We start from the raw sequence: 11,980 nt of genomic DNA on the forward strand, positions 1-11,980 counted from the left end.
GGCCTCGTCAGGGAGGTTCAAGTAATGAACACGCGTATGCGTAGAGCCGCCGTAGCCGTTGCCGCCGGCACCATGGCCGTTTCGCTCGCTGCCTGTGGCAGCGCGAAGGAGGCCGGAGACAAGACGAAGGACTCCGGCGCCGCCAAGGGTGACGCGATCAAGATCGGTCTGCTCCTGCCGGAGAACCAGACCGCGCGCTACGAGAAGTTCGACAAGCCGCTCATCGAGAAGAAGATCGCCGAACTCACCGGCGGCAAGGCCGAGGTGGTCTACGCCAACGCCAAGCAGGACGCGACCACGCAGAACTCGCAGGTCGACACGATGATCACCAACAAGGTGAACGTCCTGATCGTCGACGCCGTGGACGCCAAGGCCATCGCCGGCTCGGTCAAGAAGGCCAAGGAGGCCGGCATCCCGGTCGTGGCCTACGACCGCCTGGCCGAGGGCCCGATCGACGCCTACACCTCCTTCGACAACGAAGAGGTCGGCAAGGTCCAGGGCAAGGCGCTCCTGGAGGCGCTGGGCGACAAGGCCAAGGACGGCCAGATCGTCATGATGAACGGTTCGGTCACCGACCCGAACGCCAAGCTCTTCAAGGCCGGCGCGCACTCCGTCCTCGACGGCAAGGTGAACATCGGCAAGGAGTACGACACCGTCGAGTGGAAGCCCGAGAACGCCAACACGAACATGGCCGGCGCGATCGCGGCGCTCGGCAAGGACAAGATCATCGGCGTCTACTCGGCCAATGACGGCATGGCCGGCGGCATCATCACCGCCCTCAAGGCCGGCGGTCTGAACCCCCTGCCCCCGGTCACCGGCCAGGACGCCGAACTCGCCGGTGTGCAGCGGATCGTGGCGGGCGAGCAGTTCATGAGCGTCTACAAGCCGTACGCCCCCGAGGCCGAGGCCGCCGCGAAGATGGCCGTCGCGCTCGCCAAGGGCGAGAAGCCGGCGGGCACCTCCACCGTCGACAGCGGCAGCGCCAAGGGCGTCCCGGCCGTGCTGATCCCGGTCGTCTCGCTCACCAAGAACAACATCAAGGACACCGTCATCAAGGACGGCGTCTACACGCTCGACGAGATCTGCACCGACAAGTACGCGGCCGCCTGCGCCGCCCTCGGCCTGAAGTAAGGCCCCCGTCGCCCTCCCGCAGGGCGACCCCCGTGCCTGTCCGGCGCCCCGCCCCCAACTTCCCGCCACCGGCGGGGCGCCGGCACAGAAACGCTTCTCCTCCCCTCTTTGCTTGATCCCCCATTCACCCCGCTCCTGCTCTTTTGCACGACATCCCCGCCGGTCAGGCGGCGAAGGAGATGGTTCATGTGTCCGCTGCGCCCGTGCTGGCGTTGCGAGGGGTCTCGAAGCGGTTCGGCGCCGTTCAGGCCCTCACCGACGTAGAACTCGAGATCCACTCAGGCGAGGTGGTCGCCCTCGTCGGCGACAACGGCGCCGGTAAGTCCACGCTGGTCAAGACGATCGCCGGCGTGCACCCCATCGATGACGGAGTCATCGAGTGGGAGGGCCGCCCGGTCACGATCACCAAGCCCCACGACGCCCAGAACCTGGGCATCGCGACGGTCTACCAGGACCTCGCGCTGTGCGACAACATCGATGTCGTCGGCAACCTCTTCCTGGGCCGCGAGCTCAAGCGCCGCGGTGTCCTGGACGAGGTGGAGATGGAGCGCCGCGCCCGCGAGCTCCTGACCACCCTGTCCATCCGGATCCCCAGTGTCCGCATCCCCATCGCCTCGCTCTCCGGCGGCCAGCGCCAGACCGTGGCGATCGCCCGCTCGATGCTGGGCGAGCCCCAGCTCGTGATCCTCGACGAGCCCACCGCGGCCCTCGGCGTCGAGCAGACCGCACAGGTCCTCGACCTGGTGGAGCGGCTGCGCGAGCGCGGTCACGCGGTCATCCTCATCAGCCACAACATGGCCGATGTGAAGGCCGTCGCCGACAAGGTGGCGGTGCTGCGGCTGGGCCGCAACAACGGTGTCTTCAGCGTCGCCGACACCTCGCAGGAAGAGATCATCTCCGCCATCACCGGTGCCACGGACAACGCCGTGACCCGCCGGGCGGCCCGCACCGGGGAGGCCCGCAAGTGAGCACCCAGAACCCTCCCGCCGGCCCGCTGGGCAAGGGCCCGGCCGACCAGGCCGAGCACATCGACCCGGTCAATCCGGCCGCCGCGCCGGACGCCATCCCGGCCGTCGACCCCCGACTGCTCGTCCGCGAGCAGGGCCTGTCCGGCTACGTGAACGAGTTCGGCCGCAAGCTCAAGGCCGGTGACCTGGGCTCGGTCCCGGTCGTCCTCGGCCTGATCATCATCTGGACCATCTTCCAGTCGCTGAACTCGAACTTCCTCTCCCCGGAGAACCTCACCAACATCGCGATCACGATGGTCGCCACCGGCATGATGGCCGTCGGCATCATCTTCGTGCTGCTGCTCGGCGAGATCGACCTCTCGGTCGGCTCGGTCAGCGGCGTCTCGGGTGCCATCGTGGCCGTCATGGCCGTCACCCACGGCGTGAACGAGTGGCTGGCGATCCTCGCGGCCATCGCGGGCGGTGCCCTGATCGGCTCCATCCACGGCTTCTTCTTCGCCAGGATCGGCGCGCCGGCCTTCGCCGTCACTCTTTCGGGCCTGCTCTTCTGGTCCGGCGCCATGCTGCAGATCCTCGGCAGCAACGGCACGATCAACCTCGACTCCGAGGGCGTGGTGGGCCGGCTCACCACGTACTACTTCTCGGACGTGGCCGTGGGCTACGGGCTGGCCGCGGTCGCGGTGGCCGGTTACTTCCTCGCGTCCTTCAGCGACGCGCGGCGCCGCGAGGCGGCGGGGGTCCCCTCCCGGCCGCTCGTCGAGATCCTGCTGCGCACCGGCGTGCTCGCGGTGTTCACCTTCGGTCCCGCCGTGGTGTTCAACCAGTACAAGGGCCTGCCGCTCGCGGTGGTGCTGTTCCTGCTGGCCCTGGTCGGCACGGACTTCGTGCTGCGCCGCACCTCGTTCGGCCGAAACGTTTTCGCACTCGGCGGCAGCGTCGAGGCCTCGCGCCGTGCGGGCATCAGCGTCAACGGCGTCCGCATCGCGGTCTTCGCCATCGCCGGCACCTTCGCCGCCGTCGGCGGGCTCTTCTGGGCCTCCAAGATCGCGGCGGCCAACCAGAGCGCCGGCGCCGGCGACCTGCTGATGAACGTGATCGCGGCGGCCGTGATCGGCGGCACCAGCCTCTTCGGCGGCCGCGGCCGGACCTGGAACGCCCTCCTCGGCGTCATGGTCATCACCTCCATCCAGTACGGTCTGGCCCTAGAGGGAATCGCGACGCCGATCCAGTACATGATCACCGGTGCGGTACTGCTGGCCACCGTGGTCATCGACTCGATCACTCGCAAGACCCAGAAGTCGGCCGGACGCGCCTGACCGCGCGCCCGGAGGCGTGACCCGGCGGTAAGACCCGTCACAGTGCCCGGTGCCACTCCGTGTGGCGCCGGGCACCTGTGCGTACAAATGTGCGTGCAGGTGTGCGGGTATACGCCCGTTTGGGGTGTGTGACCTCACGCCGGCGTGTACAGGTATGACAAAGGTGTGACCCGACCGGGACCGCCCGATGATGCCCGCCGCGAGCGGAACATTAGACTCGACAGACCAGCAAGCAACTGCAAGGAGGCACGGGTGCTGCTGACCCGCATCAAGGGACCGCGCGATCTGGACCGGCTCAGCCAGGAGGAGCTCAACCAGCTCGCCGCCGAGATCAGGTCCTTCCTCGTCGACGCCGTCTCCAAGACCGGCGGGCACCTCGGCCCCAACCTCGGTGTGGTCGAACTGACGATCGCCCTGCACCGGGTCTTCGACTCGCCCAAGGACAAGGTCCTCTTCGACACCGGCCACCAGGCCTACGTCCACAAGCTGCTCACCGGCCGGCAGGACTTCGGCAACCTGCGCTCGAAGGGCGGCCTGTCCGGCTACCCCTCGCGCGCCGAGTCCGACCACGACGTGATCGAGAACTCGCACGCCTCCACCGTCCTGGGCTGGGCCGACGGCATCGCCAAGGCCAACGAGGTGCTCGGCCGCGAGGACCACCACGTCGCCGCCGTCATCGGTGACGGCGCGCTCACCGGCGGCATGGCCTGGGAGGCGCTGAACAACATCGCCGCCGCCAAGGACCGCCCGCTGGTGATCGTCGTCAACGACAACGAGCGCTCGTACGGCCCCACCATCGGCGGCCTCGCGAACCACCTGGCGACCCTGCGCACCACGGACGGCTACGAGCGCTTCCTGGCCCGCGGCAAGGACCTCCTGGAGCGCACCCCGGTCGTCGGGAAGCCCCTCTACGAGACCCTGCACGGCGCCAAGAAGGGCCTCAAGGACTTCATCGCCCCGCAGGGCATGTTCGAGGACCTGGGCCTGAAGTACATCGGCCCCATCGACGGCCACGACATCGAGGCCCTGGAGTCCGCCCTCACGCGCGCCAAGCGCTTCAGCGGCCCGGTCATCGTGCACTGCCTCACCCAGAAGGGCCGCGGCTACGAGCCGGCCGTCCAGGACGAGGCGGACCGCTTCCATGCGGTCGGCGTGATCCACCCGGACACCGGCCTGCCGGTCTCCACCGACGCCGCCAGCTGGACCTCCGTCTTCGCCGACGAGATGGTCAGGCTCGGCAAGGAGCGCAAGGACATCGTCGCGATCACCGCGGCCATGCTCCAGCCGGTCGGCCTGAAGAAGTTCGCGGACGCCTACCCGGACCGGATCTTCGACGTCGGCATCGCCGAGCAGCACGGCGCCACCTCGGCGGCGGGCCTGGCCACCGGCGGCGCCCACCCGGTCTTCGCGGTGTACGCGACCTTCCTCAACCGCGCCTTCGACCAGGTCCTGATGGACGTGGCCCTGCACAAGTGCGGCGTCACCTTCGTCCTGGACCGGGCCGGAGTCACCGGTACCGACGGCGCCTCCCACAACGGCATGTGGGACATGTCCATCCTCCAGGTCGTCCCGGGCCTGCGCCTCGCCGCCCCGCGCGACGCCGAGCAGCTGCGCGCCCAGCTGAACGAGGCCGTCCAGGTGAAGGACGCGCCGACCGTCGTGCGCTTCTCCAAGGGCGTCGTCGGCCCGGCCGTCCCGGCCGTCGGCCGGATCGGCGGCATGGACGTGCTGCGTACCCCGGCCGACGAGGTCACCCGGCCGGACGTACTGCTCGTCTCGGTCGGCGCGCTCGCCCCGATGTGCCTGGAGATCGCCGACCTGCTCGACAAGCAGGGCATCACCACCACCGTGGTCGACCCCCGCTGGGTCAAGCCGGTGGACGAGGCCCTGGCCCCGCTCGCCGACCGCCACCGCGTGGTCGTCACGGTCGAGGACAACAGCCGCGCCGGCGGTGTCGGCTCCGCCGTCTCGCAGGCCCTGCGGGATGCGGGCGTCGACGTACCGCTGCGTGACTTCGGCATTCCGCAGCGCTTCCTCGACCACGCCTCCCGCAAGGAGGTCATGGCCGAGATCGGGCTGACCGCGCCGGACATCGCCCGACAGGTCACCGGCCTCGTCGCCAAGCTGGACGGGCGTTACGAGAGCGAGCCGGCCGCCGCCGTCGACTAGCCGAGCGGCCGCAACCGGCCAAGGCAGCACCGCGCGGTTGCACGTCACGGGCCGGGAGATCACCCTTGAGGGGTGGGCCTCCCGGCCCGTTCGCGTACGTGTGTACGCCACCTGTTCGGAGGTGCGTCGGTGAGTACGGATCTGAACAGTCCCTTCCGCACGAAATCGGTGGAGCAGTCCATCCGCGACACGGAAGAGCCGGAACACGCGCTCCGCAAGTCGCTCTCCGCCTGGGACCTGACCGTTTTCGGCGTCGGCGTCATCATCGGCACCGGCATCTTCGTCCTCACCGGCAAGGTCGCCAAGGAGACCGCCGGACCCGCCACCGCCCTGGCCTTCGTGGCCGCGGGCGTGGTGTGCGCGCTCGCCGCGCTCTGCTACGCGGAGTTCGCCTCCACCGTGCCGGTCGCCGGATCGGCGTACACCTTCTCGTACGCCTCGATCGGCGAGCTGCCGGCCTGGATCATCGGCTGGGACCTGGTGCTGGAGTTCGCCCTGGGCACCGCCGTCGTGGCGGTCGGCTGGTCGGGCTACGTCCGCTCGCTGATGGACAACGCCGGAATCCATCTGCCGGTCTCCCTACAGGGGCCCGACGTGGCGGGCGGCACCTTCGACCTGCTGGCTTTCGTCCTGGTCCTGGTGCTCACCGCGATCCTGGTGGTCGGGGTGAAGCTGTCGGCCCGGATCACCGCTGTGGTCGTCGCCATCAAGGTCACGGTGGTGCTCATCGTGATCATCGCCGGACTCTTCTTCATCAAGGGCAGCAACTACAAGCCCTTCATCCCCGAGGCGGTTCCCCAGAAGGGCGGCTCGGGCCTCGACGCACCGCTCGTCCAGTTGATCTTCGGCTACGAGCCCACCAACTTCGGCGTCATGGGCATCTTCACCGCCGCCTCCGTCGTCTTCTTCGCCTTCATCGGCTTCGACGTGGTGGCCACGGCCGCCGAGGAGACCAAGCTGCCGCAGCGGGACATGCCGCGCGGCATCCTCGGCTCGCTGCTCATCTGCACCGTGCTGTACGTGGCGGTCTCGCTCGTGGTGACCGGCATGCAGCACTACTCGGAGCTGTCGGTGAGCGCCCCGCTGGCCGACGCCTTCAAGTCCGCCGGGCATCCCGTGTACGGCGGCATCATCAGCTTCGGCGCCGCCGTGGGCCTGACCACGGTCTGCATGATCCTGCTGCTGGGCCAGACCCGCGTGTTCTTCGCGATGAGCCGTGACGGCCTGCTGCCGCGCTTCTTCTCGCGGACGCACCCGAAGTTCCGCACCCCGTACCGGCCGACGATCCTGCTGGGCGTGGTCATCGCGATCGTCGCCGGGTTCACCAGCATCAACGAGCTCGCGACGCTGGTGAACATCGGCACGCTCTTCGCCTTCGTGGTCGTGGCGCTCGGCGTGATCATCCTGCGCCGCACCCGTCCCGACCTGCACCGGTCCTTCCGTACCCCGCTGGTGCCGCTGGTCCCGATCCTGTCGATCGCCGCTTCGGTCTGGCTGATGCTCAACCTGCCGGCCGAGACCTGGGTGCGCTTCGGGATCTGGATGGCGATCGGCTTCGTCGTCTACTTCGTGTACGGCCGCCACAACAGCCGCCTCGGCCGCCTCGGCAGGGACGCAGAGTTCTAGGCCGTCTCCTGCGGATCCCGGAGGACTCCCCGGTCAGCCCTTGGCGGGGGAGTCCTTCGCGGAGTCGGGGACCTTCTTGTCGTTGCGCAGGGCCTCCCACAGCTGGCCGGCCTGCGGCTCCGCGACGATGACGCGGTTCTTGTCGACCTTGTCGTAGGCGACCGGCAGCATGATGGTCTCCATCGTCTCCGGGTCCACGCCCTTCATGCTCTGCGCGAAGTCGGACAGGCCCTTGAGGGAGCCGAGCTCGGAGTCGGTGGTCAGCGACTTGGTACCCGCGTCGGCGAGCTTGTAGAGGCGGGCCGGGTTGCCGAGGGCGTCCTGCTTCTTGATCTCGCTCAGCATCGCCATCATGAACTTCTGCTGCAGGCCTATGCGTCCGAGGTCGCTGCCGTCCCCGTAGCCGTAGCGGGTACGGACGAACTTGAGCGCGTCGGTGCCGTCGAGCCGGTGCGGGCCCGCGTCCAGCTTGAGGCCGCCCTTGGCGCCGCTCATCGGCTTGTCCAGGGTGACGGTGACCCCGCCGAGGGCGTCGACCAGGCCCTTGAAGCCGGCGAAGTCCACCTCGACGAAGTGGTCCACGCGGATGCCGGACATCTGCTCGACGGTCTTGACGACGCAGGCCGGGCCGGCGAGGGAGTAGACGGAGTTGAACATCTGCCGGTTGGCGGAGCCCATCGTCTTGCCGTCACGGTCCTTGCACTCGGGCCGGGTTATCAGGGTGTCGCGCGGGATGCTCACCGCGGTGGCCTTGGCCCGGCCCTCGGGTATGTGCACGAGCATCGCGGTGTCCGAGCGGGCGCCGCTGACGTCGCCGTGGTCGAGGTCGCCGTTGGCCCCGGCGCGGGAGTCGGATCCGATCACGAGGATGTTCTGCGCGTTCGCGACGACCTTCGCGGGCCGGTCGTCGCCGATCGCCTGGTCCAGGTCCACGCTGTCGATGTTGCCGTTGAGGTGGTTGTACGCCCACCAGCCGGCGCCCGCGGCGCCCAGGATCAGAACGGCCAGGACCAGCAGGGTGATCCTGAGCACGCGCCGCCGCTTGCGCGGGGCGGCCCGGTGGGTCTGCCCCTCGCCCGAGGTCGTGGCGGTCTGCGTCTGCGTCATCGCGTCGAATCCTTAACTGGACAGGTGTTTGAGCGAGAACTATAGGGGCGACGGCTTGGGGCGCCTATCGAGCGGGCCGCCGCGGAGCGCTCGCCAAAGGGCGCGTGTTCATTCAGATGTTCGTCTGACATAAGGTGTTCAGCGGCCATCGGGCGGTACCGACAACAGGAGAACGCAGTGGCGCGGGGTTCGGGGAGGGGCGGACGCGCCACGGCGCGGGGCCGCCGCAGGGCGGTGGCCACCGACCGGCCGTCGTCCGCCGGCCGGACCGCAGCCCGGGCATCCGCCACCGCCGGCCGCGTCCTGCACGTACTGGCCCACCCCGCGGACGCGCTCGGCGCGACCTCCGCGGAACTGTTCCGCGCCCTCGGGGAACCGGGCCGCCCCGTGACCGTGGCCTGCCTCGCGCGCAGCGGGCGGACCGACCGGGACCGGCTGCTGCGGGTCATCGGCCGCGGCGGCACCTGGCGGCGTACGACCGAGGCCCTGCCGGACGGCGAGGTGCTCGACGTCTTCGCCCTCTCCGAGGCCCCCCACGTCGAAGTCTGCTTCGCGGACCCCGCCGAGCCGCCGGTGCCCGGCGCGCCGGACGGGCTGGTGGACCGGGTGGCCGCGCTGCTGGAGCTGTTCGCGCCCGGCACCGTCTGCACCCTGGACCCCGATCCCGACCACACCGGCTGGAGCGACGACACCGGCGCCGCCCGCCCCGACCACCCCGAGCACACCGCCGTCGCCGAGGCCGCGCTGGTGGCGGTGCACCGTGCCGCCGAGGCCGGTGCGCGGCCGGTGGCGGTCGAGTGCTTCCGCTGCCCGGCCCCCTGCGAGGCGCCGTCGGGTCCGGCTCCGGCCGTCGTGCGCTACCCCGGGCGCCGCGTCGCGCTGACCCGGGGCACCGACGGGCAGCTCACGGCGTACGCGGTCCTCGGCGGCCGGCTGGCGCGCTGGACGGAGCGGACCCCCGGCGGACCGGAGTGGGGCGAGCGCGAACTGCTGGACGCGCCCGGGCTGCTGCCCGTACTGGCGGCGGCCCAGACCGGGCAGGGCTGGGTGCACCTGGTCTCCCTGCGGCGCACCCCGCAGCCCGGCGGAACGGTACGCGTCGAGGTCATGCACGCCGTGCAGTACCAGAGCGGCCGGCCGCTGGGGCCGTGGCGCTCCCTCGGCAACCCGAACGGCGGCAACCACGACAAGGGCCGCGAGGTCGGCGTGCCCGCCGCCATCGTCGACGCCGAGGGCTGCCTGCACGTCTACGCACGCAACTTCGGCCGCGGTGTCAGCAGCCGCACCCAGCGGACCGACGGCTCCTGGACCTCCTGGCAGGACATCAACGGCTCGGAGGTGCAGGACGGGCTGGCCCCCGTGCTCGACGACGCGGGCCGCCCCGAGCTCTACGCGCCCTCCGGCGACGGGGTGCTGCGCTGGCGGCGCAACGCCGAGGGTGCGCTGCGCGAGGTCATCGACGAGCGGCTGCCGCTCTTCGCGGCACCGGGCACGGCGATCTCCGCGCTGGCCACCGGACCGGGCCGGGTCACCGTCTACGGATGTGACGTTCGCGACCGGATGCTCCACGCGTACCGCACCGACCGGGCGTCGACACCGCTCGGCACGGCCGGCGGGGAAGGGGTGAGCGTGCTGCGCATGGCCATCGACGGCTACGACTGCACGGTGCTCCTGCAGCGCTCGGCCGAAGGAGCCGTCGCCGTCGGCGCGTACCCGACCGAACACGAGAACGCGGGCCTGTGGTGGGAGCGTACGGGCGGAACCGGCATCCGGGAGCCCGCGGCCGCCGCGGACGCCCTGGGCCGGCTGGTCATCGCCTCGCTCGACGGGGACGGCCGGCTGGCCGTGGCCCGGCAGGACGCGTCGGTCTCCGGGCTGACGCTGGGCGAGTGGGTGACTGTCTGAGGGGGAGGGGGAGGGGGAGTTCCCGACCATGTCGACAAATCGTTTACTCTTTCCATATCTTGCGGCGGTTGAATCGGAGCTCTGCAGCGCGAGAGTCCGGTTCCAAGCACTGCGGGGGGTTGAGCGTGGCCATCATGCCTGAGTACGTGATGCAGACCGGGGCGGGCATGGGCCAGGCGCCGGACACGGCCGCCCCCCGGCCGGTGCCCCGTCCGCGACTGCTCGTCGCGGCATCGGGTGACGAGGCCTACGTCCACCCGCGCGCCACCCCGCTCGCCGCCCGGGAATGGAACCGCGCCGCGGTCGCCCAGCTCCTCCAGCACCTCGGGATCCCCTCCTTCGCCGTGCGCGGCAAGTCCGACCACGGCACCGCGGTGGCCGTCCTCGAAGACGACCGGACGCGCTTCCTCGAAGGACTGTCCCGCTACCTGGCCCACTACCCCGGCCACCTGACCCCGCTGCGCGACCCGCGGCTGCGCGCCCCGCGCCCGCTGGCCAGCGGTGACCCCGAGGCCTGGCACGAGCTGGGCTCGGCCATGGGCGTACAGGCCAGCTGGTACCAGACCGACCCCGAGGGCCACCTCCTGCTCGGGCACGAGTACGGCTGCGCCGTCGAGTTCTGGCGGAGCGAGGGGGACCGGCTGGTCGCCCCGCGGCCCAACCGGACCGCCTTCTCGGTGGCCGCCGACGGCCCCAACGTCTGGGGCCCGGGGCGCCTGTTCAGCCGCTTCATATCCGAGGCCACCCCCCGGGAGTCCGCCCCGCAGCTGGCCACCCGGCCGGAATTCCTGGTCCCCACGGTCGAGGACATCGAATTCCCCGTGGACGCCGTCTACACCTGGGTGGACGGGGACGACCCGGCCTGGGCCGCGCGCAAAGCGGCGGCGAAGGGCGAGGCGTACCACGCGGAATCCGCCAGCGACGCCCGCTTCCTCAGCCGGGACGAGCTGCGCTACTCGATCCGCTCCCTGCACCTCTTCGCCCCGTGGATCCGCAACGTCTACGTGGTGACCGACGATCAGGTCCCCGCCTGGATGCGCACCGACGTGCCCGGCTTCCAGGTCGTGAGCCACCGGGAGATCTTCCGCAACCCGGCCGACCTGCCCACCTTCAACTCGCACTCCATCGAGAGCCAGCTGCACCACATCCCCGGTCTGGCCGAGCACTTCCTCTACTTCAACGACGACATGTTCATCGGCCGCCCGGTCACCCCGCACACCTTCTTCACCCCGGGCGGCACGGCCAAGTACTTCCCCTCCCGCAACCGCATCCCCCAGGGGCCCGTGGTCGAGACCGACACCCCGGTCGACGCGGCCTGCAAGAACAACCGGGCACTGCTGCTGGAGCGGTTCGGCCGCGTCATCACCCAGCCGATGGAGCACATCCCCTACGCGCTGCGCCGCAGCGCCATGGAGGAGGCCGAGGCGGACTTCCCGCAGGCCTGGCAGCGCACGGCCGCCAGCCGGTTCCGCGCCATGACCGACCTCTCCCCGACCTCCTCCTTCGCCCTGTACTACGCGGCCCTGACCGGCCGGGCCCAGCCCGGATCCATGCGCCACACCTATCTCCAGCTGTCCGTGAACGACCTCGCGGACCGGCTCCAGCGGCTCCTGGACGGACGCGGCCAGGACTCCTTCTGCCTCAACGACGCCTACTCCACGCCGGAGGACCTCCAGGCGCAGACGGAAGTCCTCAACGGCTTCCTGGGTGCCTACTTCCCGACCCCCAGCCCCTGCGAACCGAGTTGAGGAGCGCACG

General features: G+C 70.5%; 8 protein-coding genes. 7 read left to right on the forward strand and 1 reads right to left on the reverse strand.

What is annotated here, in order from left to right:
- The first annotated feature begins 24 nt into the window (after window positions 1-24).
- From AB0M99_RS15840 to AB0M99_RS15860, 5 genes are all read left to right on the forward strand, one after another.
- Window positions 25-1,131, forward strand: coding sequence for a substrate-binding domain-containing protein (locus AB0M99_RS15840; RefSeq protein WP_365920598.1), 1,107 nt, complete (start codon window positions 25-27; stop codon window positions 1,129-1,131).
- Between the two features lie 179 nt (window positions 1,132-1,310).
- Window positions 1,311-2,099 (forward strand): ATP-binding cassette domain-containing protein, encoded by a 789-nt coding sequence (locus tag AB0M99_RS15845; RefSeq protein ID WP_365920600.1) that lies wholly within the window; start codon window positions 1,311-1,313, stop codon window positions 2,097-2,099.
- A gap of 59 nt (window positions 2,100-2,158) precedes the next feature.
- The gene (locus tag AB0M99_RS15850; protein WP_365920697.1) at window positions 2,159-3,415 is read left to right on the forward strand and encodes a sugar ABC transporter permease; all 1,257 of its coding nucleotides are present in this window, start codon (window positions 2,159-2,161) and stop codon (window positions 3,413-3,415) included.
- Window positions 3,416-3,667: 252 nt separating this feature from the next.
- Window positions 3,668-5,584 (forward strand): 1-deoxy-D-xylulose-5-phosphate synthase, encoded by a 1,917-nt coding sequence (gene dxs, locus AB0M99_RS15855; protein ID WP_365920602.1) that lies wholly within the window; start codon window positions 3,668-3,670, stop codon window positions 5,582-5,584.
- A gap of 129 nt (window positions 5,585-5,713) precedes the next feature.
- On the forward strand, window positions 5,714-7,210 hold the full coding sequence (locus AB0M99_RS15860; protein WP_365920604.1) for an amino acid permease: 1,497 nt from the start codon (window positions 5,714-5,716) through the stop codon (window positions 7,208-7,210).
- Window positions 7,211-7,243: 33 nt separating this feature from the next.
- On the opposite strand, the gene AB0M99_RS15865 is transcribed toward AB0M99_RS15860, so the two are convergent.
- Window positions 7,244-8,317, reverse strand: a complete 1,074-nt coding sequence (locus tag AB0M99_RS15865) for an LCP family protein (protein ID WP_365920606.1) — start codon at window positions 8,315-8,317, stop codon at window positions 7,244-7,246.
- 177 nt (window positions 8,318-8,494) lie between these two features.
- On the opposite strand from AB0M99_RS15865, the gene AB0M99_RS15870 reads away from it, so the two are divergent.
- Both AB0M99_RS15870 and AB0M99_RS15875 read left to right on the forward strand, forming a co-directional pair.
- The gene (locus tag AB0M99_RS15870) at window positions 8,495-10,222 is read left to right on the forward strand and encodes a hypothetical protein (RefSeq protein ID WP_365920608.1); all 1,728 of its coding nucleotides are present in this window, start codon (window positions 8,495-8,497) and stop codon (window positions 10,220-10,222) included.
- A gap of 134 nt (window positions 10,223-10,356) precedes the next feature.
- Window positions 10,357-11,970 carry a stealth conserved region 3 domain-containing protein gene (locus tag AB0M99_RS15875; RefSeq protein ID WP_365920610.1) on the forward strand — a complete coding sequence of 538 codons (1,614 nt, stop codon included), beginning with the start codon at window positions 10,357-10,359 and terminating at the stop codon, window positions 11,968-11,970.
- Window positions 11,971-11,980 lie beyond the last annotated feature (10 nt).

This window comes from Streptomyces sp. NPDC051183 (assembly GCF_040682455.1).
GTDB lineage: Bacteria > Actinomycetota > Actinomycetes > Streptomycetales > Streptomycetaceae > Streptomyces.

Excerpts from the sequence above, each read along its gene's own strand:
- AB0M99_RS15840 (WP_365920598.1), top strand. The coding sequence starts at position 25 with ATGAACACGCGTATGCGTAGAGCCGCCGTAGCCGTTGCCGCCGGCACC.
- AB0M99_RS15875 (WP_365920610.1), top strand. The coding sequence starts at position 10,357 with ATGCCTGAGTACGTGATGCAGACCGGGGCGGGCATGGGCCAGGCGCCG.
- AB0M99_RS15865 (WP_365920606.1), bottom strand. The coding sequence starts at position 8,317 with ATGACGCAGACGCAGACCGCCACGACCTCGGGCGAGGGGCAGACCCAC.
- AB0M99_RS15845 (WP_365920600.1), top strand. The coding sequence starts at position 1,311 with ATGGTTCATGTGTCCGCTGCGCCCGTGCTGGCGTTGCGAGGGGTCTCG.